The sequence below is a fragment of the Flavobacterium sp. ACN6 genome, assembly GCF_002304005.1.
GTDB lineage: Bacteria > Bacteroidota > Bacteroidia > Flavobacteriales > Flavobacteriaceae > Flavobacterium.
Genome location: NZ_MRCQ01000008.1, coordinates 246,884 through 265,565, shown reverse-complemented (window position 1 = coordinate 265,565; position 18,682 = coordinate 246,884). Strand labels below are relative to the sequence as shown.

The 18,682-nt window shown below is 33.6% G+C and carries 18 protein-coding genes; 11 read left to right on the top strand and 7 right to left on the bottom strand.

All coding sequences use genetic code 11. The features are described 5' to 3' along the window. The first annotated feature begins 99 nt into the window (after positions 1–99). The 3 genes from BSF42_RS14460 (at position 100) to BSF42_RS14450 (ending at position 2,728) form a co-directional block, all read left to right on the top strand. Positions 100–711 carry a 50S ribosomal protein L25/general stress protein Ctc gene (locus BSF42_RS14460; protein WP_095953786.1) on the top strand — a complete coding sequence of 204 codons (612 nt, stop codon included), beginning with the start codon at positions 100–102 and terminating at the stop codon, positions 709–711. A 591-nt stretch (positions 712–1,302) separates the two neighbouring features. Next, positions 1,303–1,977: an aminoacyl-tRNA hydrolase gene (pth, locus tag BSF42_RS14455; RefSeq protein ID WP_095953785.1), complete on the top strand. Its 675-nt coding sequence runs from the start codon at positions 1,303–1,305 to the stop codon at positions 1,975–1,977. A 139-nt stretch (positions 1,978–2,116) separates the two neighbouring features. Beyond that, on the top strand, positions 2,117–2,728 hold the full coding sequence (locus BSF42_RS14450; protein WP_095953784.1) for a superoxide dismutase: 612 nt from the start codon (positions 2,117–2,119) through the stop codon (positions 2,726–2,728). Between the two features lie 852 nt (positions 2,729–3,580). Here the strand turns inward: BSF42_RS14450 and BSF42_RS14445 are convergent. The 5 genes from BSF42_RS14445 to BSF42_RS14425 form a co-directional block, all read right to left on the bottom strand. Next, positions 3,581–5,479: an amidophosphoribosyltransferase gene (locus BSF42_RS14445; protein ID WP_095953783.1), complete on the bottom strand. Its 1,899-nt coding sequence runs from the start codon at positions 5,477–5,479 to the stop codon at positions 3,581–3,583. 81 nt (positions 5,480–5,560) lie between these two features. Beyond that, on the bottom strand, positions 5,561–6,484 hold the full coding sequence (locus BSF42_RS14440; protein WP_095953782.1) for a PfkB family carbohydrate kinase: 924 nt from the start codon (positions 6,482–6,484) through the stop codon (positions 5,561–5,563). A gap of 287 nt (positions 6,485–6,771) precedes the next feature. Further along, entirely contained in the window at positions 6,772–7,638 is an 867-nt protein-coding gene (locus tag BSF42_RS14435; protein WP_095953781.1) for a S9 family peptidase, read from the bottom strand. An 8-nt stretch (positions 7,639–7,646) separates the two neighbouring features. Beyond that, the gene (locus BSF42_RS14430; protein WP_095953780.1) at positions 7,647–8,051 is read right to left on the bottom strand and encodes a hypothetical protein; all 405 of its coding nucleotides are present in this window, start codon (positions 8,049–8,051) and stop codon (positions 7,647–7,649) included. Continuing rightward, the gene (locus BSF42_RS14425; protein ID WP_095953779.1) at positions 8,035–8,622 is read right to left on the bottom strand and encodes an RNA polymerase sigma factor; all 588 of its coding nucleotides are present in this window, start codon (positions 8,620–8,622) and stop codon (positions 8,035–8,037) included. Before BSF42_RS14425 ends, BSF42_RS14430 begins: the two co-directional genes overlap by 17 nt. A gap of 387 nt (positions 8,623–9,009) precedes the next feature. Between BSF42_RS14425 and BSF42_RS14420 the strand changes: the two genes are divergently transcribed. Next, complete coding sequence (locus BSF42_RS14420; protein WP_095953778.1) at positions 9,010–9,357, top strand: DUF6249 domain-containing protein; 348 nt, start codon at positions 9,010–9,012, stop codon at positions 9,355–9,357. Positions 9,358–9,409: 52 nt separating this feature from the next. On the opposite strand, the gene rnhA is transcribed toward BSF42_RS14420, so the two are convergent. Next, a complete protein-coding gene (gene rnhA, locus BSF42_RS14415; protein ID WP_095953777.1) occupies positions 9,410–9,886 on the bottom strand; it encodes a ribonuclease HI in 477 nt (158 codons plus the stop codon). A gap of 62 nt (positions 9,887–9,948) precedes the next feature. Continuing rightward, complete coding sequence (gene purN / locus BSF42_RS14410; protein ID WP_095953776.1) at positions 9,949–10,527, bottom strand: phosphoribosylglycinamide formyltransferase; 579 nt, start codon at positions 10,525–10,527, stop codon at positions 9,949–9,951. A 175-nt stretch (positions 10,528–10,702) separates the two neighbouring features. Between purN and BSF42_RS14405 the strand changes: the two genes are divergently transcribed. The 7 genes from BSF42_RS14405 (at position 10,703) to BSF42_RS14375 (ending at position 18,603) form a co-directional block, all read left to right on the top strand. After that, positions 10,703–10,939, top strand: a complete 237-nt coding sequence (locus tag BSF42_RS14405) for an acyl carrier protein (protein WP_007137004.1) — start codon at positions 10,703–10,705, stop codon at positions 10,937–10,939. Positions 10,940–11,176: 237 nt separating this feature from the next. Continuing rightward, complete coding sequence (gene fabF, locus BSF42_RS14400; RefSeq protein WP_095953775.1) at positions 11,177–12,430, top strand: beta-ketoacyl-ACP synthase II; 1,254 nt, start codon at positions 11,177–11,179, stop codon at positions 12,428–12,430. A gap of 9 nt (positions 12,431–12,439) precedes the next feature. Next, positions 12,440–13,180 (top strand): ribonuclease III, encoded by a 741-nt coding sequence (gene rnc, locus BSF42_RS14395; protein WP_095953774.1) that lies wholly within the window; start codon positions 12,440–12,442, stop codon positions 13,178–13,180. A gap of 125 nt (positions 13,181–13,305) precedes the next feature. Next, the gene (locus BSF42_RS14390; protein WP_095953773.1) at positions 13,306–13,794 is read left to right on the top strand and encodes an IPExxxVDY family protein; all 489 of its coding nucleotides are present in this window, start codon (positions 13,306–13,308) and stop codon (positions 13,792–13,794) included. 5 nt (positions 13,795–13,799) lie between these two features. Next, positions 13,800–15,233 carry a pyruvate kinase gene (gene pyk, locus BSF42_RS14385; RefSeq protein WP_095953772.1) on the top strand — a complete coding sequence of 478 codons (1,434 nt, stop codon included), beginning with the start codon at positions 13,800–13,802 and terminating at the stop codon, positions 15,231–15,233. A 595-nt stretch (positions 15,234–15,828) separates the two neighbouring features. Next, on the top strand, positions 15,829–17,514 hold the full coding sequence (locus tag BSF42_RS14380) for an arylsulfatase (protein WP_095953771.1): 1,686 nt from the start codon (positions 15,829–15,831) through the stop codon (positions 17,512–17,514). Between the two features lie 72 nt (positions 17,515–17,586). Beyond that, complete coding sequence (locus BSF42_RS14375) at positions 17,587–18,603, top strand: HAD family phosphatase (protein ID WP_095953770.1); 1,017 nt, start codon at positions 17,587–17,589, stop codon at positions 18,601–18,603. The last annotated feature ends 79 nt before the right edge of the window (positions 18,604–18,682 follow it).

The window sequence follows — 18,682 nt, the reverse complement described above, 5'->3', positions numbered from 1 at the left end:
TTAAGCATTTCCTAAAATACATTAAACAAAAAGCATAAAGCCTACGGCCTAAAGCTTAAAGCAAATAAGAATATTTATTAATAACTATATTTTTTTACAATGAAATCGATTACAATTAAAGGATCAGAAAGAGAAAGCGTGGGCAAAGTGTCAACTAAAGCCTTACGTAATGCTGGAGCGGTTCCTTGCGTGTTATACGGAGGAAATCAAGCAGTACATTTCTCAGCAGACGCTGCTGCGTTCAAAAACTTGGTTTACACTCCAAACGCTCACACAGTTGTGATCGAACTTGGAAAAGGAAAATCATTCAATGCAATTTTGCAAGACATTCAGGTTCACCCGGTATCTGACAAAATTTTACACATTGATTTCTTTCAATTATTTGATGACAAAGAAATCACTATGGAAGTTCCAGTAAAAGTTGTTGGTACATCTAAAGGTGTTCTTGCTGGAGGTGTTTTACGTTTAAACACTCGTAAATTAAAAGTTAAAGCTTTACCTAAAAATCTTCCTGATTTTGTTGAAGCTGACATTACTCCACTTGAAATGGGTAACAAATTATACGTTACTAAAGTTGGTGCTCCAGAATACAAAATTATGCACCCAGAGAATACAGTAGTTGCTCAAGTAAGAATTTCTCGTGCTGCTATGAAAGCTGCTCAAGAAGCTGCAAAAGCTGCAAAAGCTCCTGCAAAAGGAAAGAAAAAATAATTTTTTTCAAATTCAATACAAAAAGCCTCAATCTTTCGATTGGGGCTTTTTTTTTGAGGTTCTAAGATGCTGAGGTTCTAAGTTTTCTTCTGTCAGGCTGAGCGAAGTCGAAGCTCTTTACGAGCAATTATCTAATTGCCATATCCTCTTAATTATCAAATTATTTTTTAGAAGCAGAAAGTCTTCGTTTTCAAAAGACGCGACATTCCTGCCATCCGCTATATCTTTTCCCTGCTAAAGAAGCAGGAAAAAGGATACCGCCTCTGTCAGGGCTAGCTAGAAGTTTTGTTTTCATAAGTTTCTAAGATACTGAGATGCTGAGGTTCTAAGGCGCTAAGTTTGTTTTTTTATGTCAGGCTGAGCGAAGTCGAAGCCCCTCGCAAAACTCGACAATCTAAAGTGCAGTACTTTGCGGAACTTCGACTTCGCTCAGTCTGACAAAATTGATAACCAACACTGGCTCAGATTTTAAAATTTACGTGGAGCATTTTCTTAACGAACTTAGCGAAAAACCTTTGTGACCTTTGCGGTTAAAAATAATTATCTAATCAACCAATTGGCACATTCCCTAATTAAGTTTATTTTTGCATCATGATAAAATGGATAACAAAACTGTTTTCATCAACACCAAAAGAAGAGAACATAGACAATATGAAACTGGAGGTTCACGAACACCCAAAAAACAATATAAAAAGCGTGAGTAAAAAATATTTAATCGTAGGATTAGGAAACATCGGAGCCGAATACGTAAACACAAGACATAATATCGGATTTAAAGTCCTGGATTTTTTAGCCAGAAAAGAAGGGCTTTCATTCGAAACCGTAAAACTTGGATCTTTGGCGGAATATAAGTTTAAAGGAAGAACATTTTTGCTTCTTAAACCAAACACTTATATGAATTTAAGCGGTAAAGCCGTAAAATATTGGATGGATAAAGAAAACATTCCATTAGAGAATATTTTGGTCATTACAGACGATTTAAATCTGTCATTCGGTACCATCAGAATCAAGCCAAAAGGAAGCGACGGCGGTCACAACGGACTTAAAAACATAAATTTAGTTTTAAACACACAGCAATATACCCGTTTTAGATTCGGAATCAGTGATGAATTTAAAAAAGGACAGCAGATAGATTACGTTTTAGGAGAATGGAATGCGGATGAAGATGCAAAATTACCCGAGCGTTTAGAAACTTCTGCAGAAATTATCAGAACTTTTGGAACAGCCGGATTAGAAAATACTATGACCACTTTTAACGGAAAATAAAGATTTACAGGTATTTAATCTTTAAAAAATGGATTTATCAACTATTTAAATTGAATTATAACGAAATAGTATTTTCAATTCCAAAGTTAAATGTCTAAATTTGGAATAAATTATTATAAACCATAAAAATCCTAATATCATGGCTTTTGAATTACCACAATTACCATATGCATATGATGCATTAGAACCACATATTGATGCTCGTACAATGGAAATCCACCATTCTAAACATCACAATGCATATACTACAAATCTTAACGCAGCTATCGCTGGAACAGATTTAGAGGGGAAAACTATCGAAAATATCTTAATCAACTTAGATAAATCAAACGCAGCAGTTCGTAATAATGGCGGTGGTTTCTACAACCACAATTTATTCTGGACAGTAATGGCTCCAAACGGAGGCGGATTACCAACAGGTGATTTATTAGCAGCGATTGAGTCTTCTTTCGGATCTTTTGATGAATTTAAAGCAAAATTTGCTAAAGCTGGTGCTACACAATTCGGTTCTGGATGGGCTTGGTTAACTGTTCAAAAAGGAGGAAAATTAGAAGTTGTAGGTACTCCAAACCAAGATAATCCATTAATGCCAGATGTTGCTGGTAATGGCGGAACTCCAATCTTAGGAATGGATGTTTGGGAACATGCTTACTACTTAAACTACCAAAACAGAAGACCAGATTATATTGAAGCTTTCTTCAGTGTAATTAACTGGACAGAAGTAGCAAGAAGATTTGCTTTAGACAAATAGTCTAAGAGAGAATAGAATAAAGAATATAGAGAATAGATGAACGATCGAAAGATTGTTCATCTATTTTTTTTGTCTTTATTCTATAATCTATATTCTTTGCTCTATTTTTCTTTCTTCTATAGCTAAAATAAAAAAGGCGGAATCTCTTCCGCCTTTTTTGCCCCAAATCTACCATAAACTTAACCTACTAATGTTATGGTTTAGTAAAAGTAAGACAGGTATTTTTGCGAAAAAAACTTTTCAGATAAAAGGTAAGTAAATCCGATAAATGGCTATAATTAGCTGTTTTATAAATTGTTAAGTTTATTGCAATAAAAAAGGCGGAATCTCTTCCGCCTTTTTTGCCCCAAATCTACCATAAACTTACCTACTAATGTTATGGTATAGTAAATGTATGACAGGTATTTTTGTAAAAGAAACTTTTCAGATAAAAGGTAAGTATATCCGATAAATGGAATAAAACGGCTGTTTTAGAAATTCGTGAGTTTATTGCAATAAAAAAGGTGGAATCTCTTCCACCTTTTTTGCCCCAAATCTACCATAAACTTAACCTACTAATGTTCTGGTTTGATAAATGTATGGCAGGTATTTTTGTAAAAAAAACTTTTTAGATGAAAGGTAGAGAAATCCGATGAAGAGAATATAAATTGTTGTTTTAGAAATATTTGAGTTTATTCCAATAAAAAAGGTGGAATTTCTTCCACCCTTTTTGCCCCAAATCTACCATAAACTTAACCTACTAATGTTATGGTTTCTCAAAAGTATTGTAGCTTTTCAATTTCACCAAACAAACAGGATGAACGGCAAAAAAAACCGATGAAATGCACTATTTAACCTTTTGTTAATACTTTTTTAATAAGCTCGAGCGTCTTTTCCTTCATAAAAATTCATGAATGCACGATTTACAACTCGGTTACCTCCTGGGGTAGGATAGTCTCCTGTAAAATACCAGTCACCTAAATTTTTAGGGCAGGCAATATGTAAATCTTCTACTTTTTGGAAAATGATTTTTACTTCGGCATTAATTTCCGGAGAGCTTAACATTTCTGCAATTTTATCTGAAATCTCTTCTGGAGTAAATTGATCGTAAATTGCCGTTACATAATTTACAACATCTTTATCGTCAAAATTTTCTTGAGCTTTACATTTCGCATAAACTTCATCAACGATATGATATAAGTTTCTTTCTTTTAATAAAGTCAATGCGGCTCTAAAAGCAACAAGACCTTCAAGTTTAGCCATATCGATTCCGTAACAATCTGGGTAACGAATTTGCGGAGCAGATGAAACGATAACAATACGTTTTGGATTCAAACGATCCATCATCTTGATGATACTCATTTTAAGAGTCGTACCACGAACAATACTGTCGTCAATGATAACTAAGTTGTCTTCCGGTTTAATCACGCCGTAAGTAACGTCGTAAACGTGTGCAACTAAATCATCACGGCTGCTGTCTTCAGTAATAAATGTTCTAAGTTTAGCATCTTTAATAGCTACTTTTTCTGTACGTATTTTTACAGCTAAAAGTTCCTGAAGTGTTTCTGCAGTAAGTGTATTTCTATTTTCTAAAATATAATTGTTTTTTCTCTGATTTAAGAAATCCTGAGCAGCTTCAACTAAACCATAAAATGAAGTCTCTGCTGTATTTGGAATATAGGAGAAAACAGTATTGTCTGTATCACTGTCAATTGCTTTAAGAACTGCAGGTAAAATTAATTTACCTAAGTTTTTACGTTCCTGATAGATTTCAGCGTCACTTCCTCTTGAGAAATAAATTCTTTCAAACGAACAAGCTTTTTTAACTGTTGGTTCCAAGATTTGCTGCATCGAAACCTTGCCGCTTTTCTTGATAATTAAGGCATGACCTGGGTCAATTTCCTGAACACTTTCAAAAGGTACATTAAATACTGTTTGAATAACAGGTCTTTCAGAAGCTACAACTACTACTTCATCATCTTGGTAAAAGTAAGCAGGACGAATTCCGGCTGGATCTCTAAAAACAAATGCATCACCATGACCTAATAATCCTGCCATGGCGTAACCACCGTCAAGATTTTTAGCTGAACGGCCTAATATTTTTGCAATATCCAAACGCTCTGCAATTACTGGAGAAGCTTCTCTCTTAGAATAACCTTCTGTTTTACAGTCTTGGTACAATTGCATTACTTCTTTATCTAAGAAGTGACCAATTTTTTCCATTACCGTAACAGTATCCGCCATTTCTTTTGGATGCTGTCCCAATTCAACTAAGTTTTCGAAAAGTTCTTTAACATTAGTCATGTTAAAGTTTCCTGCCAAAATCAAGTTACGGTGCATCCAGTTACTTTGACGTAAAAATGGGTGAACGCTTTCGATGCTGTTTTTCCCAAAAGTTCCGTAACGAACGTGTCCTAAAAACAGTTCGCCAACGTAAGGAATCTGTGATTTTATTTTGTGGATATCATCACCAATTTCCGGTTGTGCTTTTAACTCTTCACTGATTCGCTCATTGATTTGTTTAAAAACATCTTGGATTGGCTGTGCATGATTCGAACGAACTCTGCTGATATAGCGTTGTCCAGGTTCAACATCCAATTTAATGCTTGCAAAACCAGCACCGTCTTGTCCACGGTTGTGCTGTTTTTCCATCATTAAATACATTTTCTGGATTCCGTAGAAAGCAGTTCCGTATTTTTCTTTATAATATTCAAGCGGTTTCAGTAGTCTAACTAAGGCTATACCACATTCGTGTTTTAAAGCGTCGCTCATTGTTTTTTTGTATTTGTGTTGTTGTAAGTTGTGTGTATTAACGTAATAAAAAAAGCCCCGTTTTATCGAGGCTTTTGCGCATTATATTTCTATGTCAAACTGAGTTAACGACTTAAATTGCTGTAATCGAATCGCCACCTCGGCTTTGCTTAATGTTTCCATCCTTTCGGTTCCAAATTTTTCTACGCAGAACGAAGCTAAATTTGAACCATAAATAATTGCATTTTTCATATTGCCAAATGAAATGTTTTCGCTTTGTGCAATAAATCCTGAGAAACCACCAGCGAAAGTGTCTCCAGCTCCAGTTGGATCAAAAACATCTTCTAATGGTAAAGCAGGTGCAAAGAATACTTCTCTGTTGTGGAATAAAAGTGCGCCGTGTTCTCCTTTTTTGATCACCACATATTTTGGTCCCATATCTTGGATTTTAGCGGCAGCTTTTACTAATGAATATTCACCAGAAAGTTGTCTTGCTTCTTCGTCATTGATTGTGATAACATCTACACGTTTAATAACGTCTAATAATTCTGGAAGAGCGCAGTCCATCCAAAAGTTCATTGTGTCTAAAACAACTAATTTTGGTTTTTTCTCCATTTGATCTAAAACACTGCTTTGTACTAAAGGATGTAAATTTCCTAACATTACAACATCAGCATCTTTATAGTTTTGAGGAACTTTTGGCTGAAAATCAGCTAAAACGTTTAGCTCAGTAACCAATGTATCTCTAGAGTTTAAATCGTTGTGGTACAAACCGCTCCAAAAAAACGTTTTACCGCCTTTTATAATTTCGATACCAGAGATATCAATATTTTTTGAAGTTAATAAATCTAAATGTTCTTGAGGAAAATCGTCGCCAACTACAGAAACTATGGCCGATTGCAAGTTAAAAAATGAAGCTGATAAACCAATATACGTTGCAGCACCACCTAATATTTTATCTGTTTTTCCGAAAGGAGTTTCGATCGCGTCGAAAGCAACTGTTCCAACAATCAATAATTTATTCATTTTATGAATTTCGAATTAGGGTGCAAAGATACTCTATAAGTTACAATCTTGCAACGGTTTAGGTTCTCAAAATTTTCTTAAAAAAACAATATCGATTTCGGGTCTAATTCTATTGTAAATGAATGAATTATATTTTGTTTTGCGGAGTGCTTAAAATATGTTTTCTGGTTTTAAATTGCAAGTTTTATTTTGGAAATATGTTTAAATTTTTATCTGAGTTTTTTAAAAGAAGTAGTTTTTCTTTTTCAATTAAAAACTGGAAGAATTTGTTGCATATAATTCTTAAATTATTTTATGCTTTTAATCCAATTGATCGCATCTTTCATGGGCTCTTCAGAGTCTGAAAATGCTGTGTTGTGCCCCAAGTCTGGAAACAATTTATATTCATAATTTTTTCCTTTAGATTTTAAGAGATCAAGATATTCGATTGATAGCTTAACGGGCACTTGAATGTCTTTGCCTCCAAAAATCCAGATACCTGGAATTGATAATTTAGAAAGAATATCATTGGGATTTGTATCGATGAATTCATATTTGTCTGGATCATTAAATACATGTTTTCTTGCTTCTTCTTCAGAGTGCGTTTCCCAAAATTTTTGATCTCCATTGGTATAAAATTGGAATCTCAATTGTTCTTTAACCGTTATAAGAGCGCCGCTAAAGATTGTCATAAATTTGACTTTCTTATTTTTCTCTGCCGTCAAAGGAATTATCCACCCAGCTTGACTGCCGCCTATCAAACCTATCGGAATTTGGTTATTTGATAAGTATTTAAATAAAGTATTTACGGCAGCACTCGCATCTAAAGACAAAAGATTTAGATTTGAAAAATCAACATTGTTAGTTCCAACTTCAGGTCCGGCATATACACCAGCTGATTCTCCAACGCCGCGTTTATCATACGTTAAAACTGCAATTCCATTGCTGGCGAGTATTGCAGCAAAGTTTGTCATTCTTTTTTCTTGTCCAGATCCATGAACTATGACAACTGCTGCCTGTACTTTTTTAGGTGTAAAAACAGTTCCGGCTAGTGAAATTCCTTCACTAACAAACTTTATTTCTTTAGTAGTAAAATTTGGTGGAATTGCTGATGCATAATTAGTAACAAACAACAATAACACTAAGAGCGAATATAAAGCCGTTTTATTTTTCATTTTTAAATTTATATTTGGTACTTTTTATCAAAATAATTCTTCAAAATTCCAACCTGAACCAAAATCATAACTGGCAGAATCAAAATCGCATACAAGATATTTTTAGAAAAATGAATTCCTGAAAACGCTGTTGACATTCTATCAGAATATAATTTTCCAACTTGTTCGATTTCAATATTGCTTTCAGAAACTGAAAAAAGCGAAACATAAATCACCAATAAAGCCAAAGCGATTCCAATTGAAATCCAGATTGGTTTCGAAATTAAAGGTTTATAAGCTTTGAGTTTTTTCTCTTCTATTACATGAACTTCAGCCATTATTTTAGAAGTAAAATCTATCGATGGAGACTGTAGTTTGTCTTCAGCCATCATTTTATCAATAAGTTGTTCTATATTTTTATCGCTCTCTTTCATAACAATCTATTATTTCTGGTTCTAACTGCTGTCTCAAAATTACGGCTAATTTTTGTCTGCTTCTAAATAATTTTACTTTCGCATTGTTAGCCGATATATTCATAATTTTTCCGATTTCTTCTAAATTCTGATCATCAAAATAAAATAAGGTCAAAAGGAAATTTTCGTCACTGGGTAATAAATTTAAACATTTTTGAATCGTCTGCTTTCGTTCTTTTTCTTCCAAAGCACTTAAAGCATTGTCCATTGTTTTAATTAAATGAGATGAAAATTCATCTATCGAAATATTCAGGTCTTCTTTTTTACTTTTCTTTAATCTGTCCAGACAAGTATTATAAGCAATCTTATAAATCCAGGTTGAAAATTTAGAATCGCCTTTAAATTTATTCAGTGAACTATAAATTTTGATAAAGGTATCTTGCGCAACTTCTTCTGCTTCTTCTCTGTTCTTTACCATTTTGAGCGCCAAACTAAAGATCATGTCCTTATAACGATCAACAAGTACAGCAAAGGCATTTGTATCGCCCTGCAGCACTTTGTCTATATAATGTTGATCATTTATTGTACTCATATTTATATAGGACGACAGTTTGTTTGTTTAGGTTACAGAAATTTTAAAATAATTTTAAAATTTTTAAAATTCCAATGATGAAATTCCAATGATGAAATTCCAAATTCCAAATTCCAATCTTATAGAGCTTTGTCAAAGTTTTAAATTTTGACAAAGCTTAATCATAATATTGTTATTTCGACGACAAAAATGCCGGCAATAACTTTGTTGTTTTAAAATTCGATAAAGATTTCTATTATTAAAAGGAATTATAAAACTCAAAATTAACTGATAATCAGTGACTTTTGAAATTCGGAATTTCTTTTTTTAGAATTTTTCGAAATTCTTGTAACCTAAATAAAAAAAGCCTCGTCTTATGAAGTATCAATCAATTAAAAACAAAATATTATGGATGAGAAAATTTTAATCCCAATCAGTTTTTTTCTAATGATCTTCGGGATCGTTTATTTAATTTATTCAACGAGAAATAGAGAGCGTTTGGCACTTATAGAAAAAGGTGTAGATGCCAGTATCTTTATGCAGGGAAAAGGAAATGGTGTTCCAGCCTGGAAAATCTTTGTTGTAAATCTGGCTTTCTTATTAATAGGAAGCGGCGTAGGTATTTTTATTGCCTTGTTAATTACAACTTACACTTCTTTAAATGATGGAGCGGTTTACCCTTCAATTATTTTCATAATGGCCGGTATCGGACTTTTAACAGGTTTTAAAACTGCAAAAGATTTAGATAAGGAATAAGTAAGCATTTAAGTTAGTACAAAAAACGCATCAATTATTGATGCGTTTTTTTTTATTCTTTAGATCCTATGGTTTCGTAATAAACATCTACAGAAAGTTTAGGCTGAAGAGATGCCATAACGGCAAGCTGATCACAGCGTTCGTTTTGCGGATGATTGTTGTGGCCTTTTATCCATTTAAAACCAACTTGATGTTTTCGGTAAACGATTAAAAAACGTTTCCATAAATCGGGATTTTTTCTGCCGGCGAATTTCTTTTTTTCCCAGCCTAAGACCCATTTCTTTTCAACAGAATCCACAACATATTTAGAATCTGAAATTACCAAGACTTTCATATTTGGGTTTTTCAGTTTTTCTAAACCAACAATTACAGCCAGAAGTTCCATTCTATTATTAGTAGTAAGACGAAAACCCTCGTAAAATTCTTTTTTATGCGGTGTTCCAACCAATTCCATTACTACGCCGTAACCTCCGTTTCCAGGATTTCCTTTTGCAGCACCATCGGTATATATATGTACTTCGTGAGCCATTTATTTTAGATTTTAAATTTTAGATTGCAGATTTCTGCGATCTAAAAATTGGAATTTGGAATTTAATTTTTGGAATTTGAATCTTCCAGAATTTTATGAATGATCTCAGGAAAATGGGTTTGCTCTAATTCATGAATCTTTTCTGCAACAGTTTCAGGTGTATCTTCGTCTGTTAAGACTACATTGGCTTGAAAAATAATACCGCCTTCATCATAATTTTCATTTACATAATGAATAGAGATTCCGGTTTCTTTCTCTTTATTATTTACTATTGCTCTGTGTATATGCATTCCATACATTCCTTTGCCGCCATATTTAGGTAAAAGTGCTGGATGGATATTTATTATTTTGTTCGGATACTGCTCAATTATGTTTTCGGGGAATTTCAATAGGAAACCAGCAAGAACGATCAAATCCGGGTCGATTTTTTGTATTTTTTGTAGTAGGTTTCTCTCTAAAAGTTCGTTTTTTGAGAAGATTTCGACTGGAATTTGATGATTTTTTGCTCTGTCAATAACTTTTGCCGAAGCATTATTTGTAAAAATCGAAACCACTTTAGCAATTTCGATGTTCGAAAAATATTTTATAATGTTCTCTGCGTTAGTTCCTGATCCTGAGGCAAAAACGATAATTTTTTTCATAATAGAATTTATTTTGAGAATGCAAAAAACGGAATAAAAATCGAAAATAAATAGCTTTAAAAGACCTTTCTTGAAATTAATTTTATAAATTAGTGTCACATTTATAAACTAAATAGTTGTTTTAAAATAAAGTTTTTTATTTTTGCCAACAAATTAAATTCTAAAATTAAAGATTATGTCAGACATTGCATCAAGAGTAAAAGCGATTATCGTAGACAAATTAGGTGTTGACGAAAACGAAGTTGTAACAGAAGCAAGCTTCACTAATGATTTAGGAGCTGACTCATTAGACACTGTTGAGCTTATTATGGAATTCGAAAAAGAATTTGATATTCAAATTCCAGACGATCAAGCAGAAAACATTGCTACTGTTGGTCAAGCTATTTCTTATATCGAGGAAGCTAAAAAATAATAATACCACACCCGAATTTTAAAAATTCCAAAATTGAATATCCAAATTCCAAAATTGGAATTTGTTTTTAAAAAATTGGAATTTATAAAAATCGGGTGTTATTATTTTTTTAAATTTAAATTTCGATTGATTTTCAATCAAAAAGATATATTTATATTGTAATTCCCATGGCTCTTAAGTAACATATATGTTAAGAAAGCATGGGTTTTATTTGTTTAAAGTACAAAATACATATTTATGGAATTAAGGCGAGTTGTTGTAACAGGATTAGGTGCACTTACTCCTATCGGGAATAATATCCAGGAATACTGGGATGCACTTTTGAATGGGGTTAGCGGAGCGGCTCCTATAACATATTATGATACAGAAAAGCATAAAACGAAATTTGCCTGCGAAGTAAAAAACTTCAACATTGAAGATTACATGGACCGCAAAGAATCTCGTAGATTAGATAAATTTGCACAATATGCAATTGCTGCCAGTGATGAAGCTATTAAAGATGCTGGAATTACAAATGATAACGTAAACAAACAAAGAGTTGGTGTTATCTGGGGAGCAGGAATTGGAGGTTTAGAAACTTTCCAAGACGAAGTAATGTATTATGCTAAAGGTGATGGAACTCCAAAGTTCAATCCGTTCTTTATCCCTAAAATGATTGCCGATATCGCTCCTGCGCACATTTCTATGCGTAACGGGTATATGGGACCAAATTATACTACGGTTTCTGCATGTGCATCTTCTGCAAATGCTTTAATCGATGCTTTCAACTACATTCGTTTAGGAATGTGTGATGTTATTGTTTCTGGTGGTTCTGAAGCAGCAGTTACAATTGCAGGTATGGGAGGTTTTAGTTCTATGCACGCTTTATCTACAAGAAACGAAAGTCCAGAAACAGCTTCAAGACCTTTTGATGCAACCAGAGATGGTTTCGTTTTAGGAGAAGGAGCAGGAGCTTTGGTTCTTGAAGATTACGAACATGCTAAAGCAAGAGGTGCAAAAATCTATTGTGAAATTGGCGGAGGCGGAATGTCGTCTGATGCTTATCACTTGACTGCACCACATCCAGAAGGAATTGGAGTAATTGCCGTAATGGAAAATACTTTGAGAGACGCTGGAATGAACCCAGAAGATGTAGATCACATTAATACTCACGGAACTTCTACTCCATTAGGAGACGTTGCTGAGTTAAAAGCGATCAGTAAAGTTTTTGGAGAACATGCTAAAAACATCAACATCAACTCAACAAAATCAATGACAGGACATTTACTTGGTGCTGCCGGAGCTATTGAAGCAATTGCTTCTATCTTAGCAATGAAACACAGTATTGTTCCTCCAACGATTAACCATACAGTTGTTGACGAAAATATTGATCCATCATTGAATCTTACTTTAAACAAGCCTCAAAAAAGAGAGGTAAATGTTGCTATGAGTAATACATTTGGTTTTGGTGGACACAATGCTTGTGTATTGTTTAAAAAACTAGCTGACTAATTTCTGTATATGAATATTATCAAAAAAATATTTTCTAAATCCCGTTCTCTAGAAGACGGGATTTTTTTTGACACTATTCAGAAAATTCTTGGTTTTCAGCCTGCCAATATTGATTTCTATAGGAGAGCCTTTACGCATCGCTCTTCTAATAAGCTAGATCAGAATGGGCATCCTATCAATTACGAACGCTTGGAATTTTTAGGAGATGCGATGTTAAGTGCCGTAATTGCTGCACATTTATTTAACAAAGCACCAAATGGCGATGAAGGTTATTTAACCAAAATGCGTTCAAAAATTGTGAGCCGTGAGCATTTGAATGAATTAGGGAAAGATTTAAATTTAGTACAGTTTGTAGAGAGTAAAGTGCCGATTCAGCATTTTGGAGAAAATATTCATGGAAATATTTTTGAATCTCTTATTGGAGCTATTTATTTAGATAGAGGCTATCCTTTCTGCGAAAAATTTATCCAGAAAAGAGTAGTAACACCTTATGTCGATATTGCACGGCTTGAGGGAAAAGTTATAAGTTATAAAAGTCTTGTTATCGAATGGTGCCAGAAAGAAAAAAGAATTTTTCATTATGACATTTTTGAAGATAACGGCATAGACGGCCAGCGCTTATTTGGTGTTAAATTAAGTATTGATGACAAAGTGGTTGCAAGAGCGAGAGCAACTTCAAAAAAGAAAGCCGAAGAGAAAGCATCTCAAAGAGCTTATTTTGCATTTCAAGAGAAAATTGACAAGAAATAGCTGCAAAAATGTTGTAAGTATCACAATGCTATAACGTTTTCGTTTATAATTTAACAAAACAAGCATGTCATAACTGTTGAAGCTCCGTTTAGAAATAGTATATTTACAACTTGATTTTTCAAGACATGGCTATTCATAGATTGGATTTAGACGAATTTGACGAAATTGATTATTATTTAATGGCAATTCATACTTCATTAGAAGATTATAGATTAGCCTATTTTATAAATAAAATCCTTCCGATAAACTTAAGTAAGAGCAAAAACGAGATCCATGCTCAAACTAAGGAAGGAGAAGCAAATTTTTCTAGATTCTATTATTATGATGAAGAAAAAGCTGTTTCTTGGAATTTAATTCAGAATAAAAATGAAATCATTTCTGTGAGTACGAATGATTTTCAGAATTTGTTTTCTAATGAAACAAGTGAGGTTTCTACAACAATTCATTTACTTCCTGAATTTAAAAAAGTCGATTTTTTCCTGAAAATAGACAATAGCGAAGAGGCGCTTAATTTTTCAGAAATTCAACAAAAATTAAATACCATAGAAAGTATTGCAGCTATTTACGCTGTAGATACAGATAAAATAAAATCAAAAAACAATCTAATTTTTTAAAAAAAATGTTAACAAACAAGAAAACCAAAATTGTTGCTACACTTGGCCCGGCTTGTAGTACAAGAGAGATCATTAAAGATATGATCGACGCAGGGGTTAATGTGTTTAGAATCAATTTTTCGCATGCAGATTACGAAGGAGTAAAAGAAAAGATTAATATTATTAGAGGCTTAAACGAAGAGTTTGGTTATACTACTGCAATCTTAGGAGATTTACAGGGACCAAAACTTAGAGTTGGTGTAATGGAAGAAGGTACTGTAGTACACGACGGTGATGAAATCACTTTTACAACTGCAGAAGATGTTATCGGAACGGCTCAAAAAGTGTTCATGAAATATCAAAACTTCCCAAATGATGTTAACCCAGGAGAGCGCATTTTGCTTGATGATGGTAAACTTATTTTTGATATTGTTTCAACAGATAAAAAAACAGAAGTTGTTGCTAAAGTTATTCAAGGTGGAGAATTAAAATCTAAAAAAGGAGTTAATCTTCCAAACACAAAGATTTCTTTACCAGCTTTAACTGAAAAAGATATTGCTGATGCTATTTTTGCAATTGAGCAAAAAGTAGACTGGATCGCACTTTCGTTTGTAAAAACACCACGCGATTTACAAGATTTACAAGAATTAATTGCTAAGCATTCTGAAGTTAAAATTCCAATTATTGCTAAAATTGAAATGCCGGAAGCTCTTGAGAACATGGATAAAATTGTAGCATATTGCGATGGTTTAATGGTAGCTCGTGGAGATCTTGGAGTTGAACTTCCTGCTCACGAAGTACCTTTGGTTCAAAAAGATTTGATCCGCAGAGCAAAAACGGCTAGAATTCCTGTTATCGTTGCTACACAAATGATGGAAACAATGATTACAAGTTTAACGCCAACAAGAGCAGAAGTAAATGACGTTGCTAACTCAGTAATGGACGGTGCAGATGCTGTAATGTTGTCTGGAGAAACTGCTACAGGAAACTATCCAGTACAAGTAATTCAAAGAATGACTCAAATTTGTGAAGCAGTAGAGAATTCTCCTCTTATTCAGGTTCCACAAAATACACCTCAAATTAAAACAAAACGTTTTGTAACTAAAACAGTTTGCCACCAAGCAGCTTTATTAGCGAACGAAATTGAAGCTAAAGCAATTTGTACTTTAACAAACAGCGGTTATACAGCTTTCCAAATTTCGGCTTGGAGACCATCAACAGCTCATATTTTAGTATTTACTTCAAACAGAAGAATCTTAACACAATTGAATTTATTATGGGGAGTTAAATCTTTCTATTATGATAATGACGAAAGTACAGATGATACTGTAACAGACGTAAATCAAATTGCAGTTGAAAAAGGATATGCACAAAAAGGAGATTATTTAATTAATCTTGCTGCAATGCCAATTAAAGATAAAGGAATGGTTAACACGATGAGAGTATCTGAAATCGAATAATTATTTTTATAAAATTTTCTAAAAGCCGTTTACAATGTAAACGGCTTTTTTTGTTTACACTATTAACTATTTTTTTGTCCCTAATAAACTTTATGTTTTTTGAGGGTAATTTTTTATTTCTTTTCCCTCTAAAATACTTTTCTTGTGTGAAACGGAAAAAAAAATATTTCATTTATAGAAAACTATTATGTTGTAGTAATAATTTTTACTCTTCCTTTAAAGGAACATCAATCTTTTCTGATTTATACTGAAAGCCATTTTCTTGTAAATTCCCATCACTTTTCTCTGTTTCATTTTATAAAATGAAACGTATTGTTTCAAATTCCTAAATTTTGTTGTTTCATTTTATAATATGAAACAAGCTCATGCCATATAAATGCGATTCTTGGCTTATTAATTAGTTAATTTTGAGAAGCTTAAAAAAAAGTTAAAAAAACATTTCAGATTCTTCATTTAAAAAATAAATCTGAAACATCTTAAAAGAATACAGCCGCATCTGGCAAAAGTGTTTTTTGAAATTGCATTTTTCTCCTATTATTTTTTTGGATTTACAAAACTCATATAAATAACAAGATCATTAACGAATTTTTTTATCATGAAACAGAGTAAACTTAGAAATGCCATAATGCTTTTCGCATTAGTATGCTTCACAATAGTTGAGGCGAATGCTCAGAATAAAAAGCCCAATATTCTAGTTATGTGGGGAGATGATATTGGTATAACTAATATTAGTGCTTACAGTGACGGTGTGATGGGGTATACGACTCCCAATATTGATCGAATCGCCAATGAGGGAATACGCTTTTTACAATATTATGGAGAGCAAAGCTGTACTGCAGGACGTGCCGCATTTTTGACAGGACAACATGGAATTCGAAGCGGACTAACTAAAGTTGGTTTTCCAGGTGCTCCTATGGGTATGAGTCAGCTGGATCCTTCTATAGGGGGAGTTATGAAAAGCTTAGGATATGCAACTGGACAATTTGGTAAAAACCACGTTGGAGACCGTAACGAAAGTTTACCAACCGTAAATGGATTTGATGAATTCTTTGGAAACCTGTATCACTTAAATGCAGAAGAAGAACCAGAATTACCAGATTATCCTAAAGACCCAGCCTACGTCAAAAAATTTGGACCAAGAGGAGTTTTGAAATGCGCAGCAACAAATGTGGATGATACTAGTATTCCTGATGTCCGTTTTGGAAAAGTGGGAAAACAAAGAATCGAAGATACAGGTCCGCTTACTAAAAAGAGAATGGAGACTGTAGATGACGAAACATCTGCAGCCGCTATTGATTTTATTAAAAGACAGCATGCAGCGGGTAAACCATTTTTCTGCTGGTTCAATGCTACACGTATGCACCTTCGCACTCATGTTAGAGCAGAACATAGAGGAAGATATACACATGGTGATAGTGAATATATCGATGGTATGATCGAACATGATGAAACTATTGGAAGCATTTTAAAAGTATTAGATGATTTAGGAATTGCTGATAATACTATTGTCGTTTATTCTACAGATAACGGCCCGCACATGAATACATGGCCAGATGGTGCAATGACACCATTTCGCTCAGAAAAAAACACAAACTGGGAAGGTGCTTTCCGCGTTCCATGTATTGTTCGCTGGCCTGGGGTTATTAAACCAGGACAAGTTAGCAATGAAATTATGTCACATAACGATTGGATGCCAACATTGGCCTCCATTGCAGGAGAGCCAGATTTAATTAAAAAATTGCTAACAGGATATAATGCTAATGGCAAAAATTATAAAGTGCACTTAGATGGATTTGATCAATCTGCCTTGCTTCGCGGCTCTGGAAAAAGTGTTAGAGATAAGTTCTTCTATGCTGATGATGACGGGCAATTAGTATGTTTAAGACAAGGAGATTACAAATATGTTTTTGCTGAACAGCGAAAAGAAGGAACTATGGGAGTTTGGGCAGAACCTTTTACAGAGCTTCGTCTTCAAAAGATATTTAATCTTATGCAGGATCCGTTTGAAAGAGCAGATATTACTTCTAATACTTTTTGGGACTGGAACCTTAATCACGTAGGGAGCGCATACGGAATGATGCAGGAAGTTTTTGCTTTCGCTGAAACATTTAAAGAATATCCACCACGCTCATTTCCACCTAGTTTTAACCCAACAAATGTTCTTAGACAAACACTTAATGGTATAAAAGCTAAGGCATTTATTGAGAAAAATATAATGCCTCATGATGGTAAAGAAAGTGTTGATGATGCAAGTGCAAAAGCAACAAAGAAGAAAAAATAAAATAGGAATAAAAAATAATAAGCTTGAGTTACCCCATAACTCAAGCTTTTCAATAACTTAAAAATCAAGATCATGTATAGAAAATTATATATTGTACCCCTATTTTTATTGTTATTAGGTTCGTGCAAAAAATCAGATACGGTTACCACTACAAGTACTAAAGACAGTACAGCAGCCACGGTTACAACTGGAGATCCATTACCAAGTTGGAATGATGGTGCCCTAAAAAAAGACATTATAGATTATGTTACAAAAGTTACTAAAGAAGGAAGTCCGGATTTTATTCCGATAGAAAATAGAATAGCCACTTTTGATAATGACGGAACACTTTGGGCTGAAAAACCTTATGTTCAGGAATTATTTGCTTTTTACAGAGTAAAGAAAATGGTAGAAGCCAATCCGGCATTGGCACAAAAACAACCTTTTAAAGCTGTTGTCGAAAAAGACAAAACTTTTTTTGAAAAGGGCGGCGATAAAGCTCTTATCGAATTAGTAGCTGCAACACACACAGGCATGACAGAAGATGAATTTGAAGCTTCTACAAAAGAGTTCTTCTCAGGTGCCAAATATCCTGGAAAAAATACAGCATTAAAACAAATCAGATACCAGCCTCAATTGGAGCTTTTGAATTACCTACGCGCAAACGGATTCAAAACTTTCATTGTTACTGGAGGTACGATTGAACTGGTGCGTGCTATTTCATCCGATTTTTATGGTATTCCAAAAGAACAAGTAGTAGGAACATCTTTTAAATATGTTTTTGATGATGCAACAAACAGCGTAAAAAGACTGCCAGCTTTAGATCTTTTAGATGATAAAGCAGGAAAACCAGTCGGTATACAATTGCACATTGGTCAAAGACCCGTTTTTGCCTGCGGTAATGAAGGCGGGGCCGGTGATCTTGCTATGTTAAGATATTCTTCAGGAAGTAAATATCCTTCTTTTCAAATGATCGTAAATCATAACGATTCTATCAGAGAATACAATTATCAGGAAAAGGATAATTTATCTCTAAGTACAGCTGCCAAATACAAATATCATGTAATCAGCATGAAAGACGATTGGAAAACCATATTTCCAGCCCAATAATCTATTTTTTTGAAGAAGTAGTAAAATCCCCATTTGAATTTCAGGTCAGAAAATAGATTAATAGTATTGAGTTTTAATT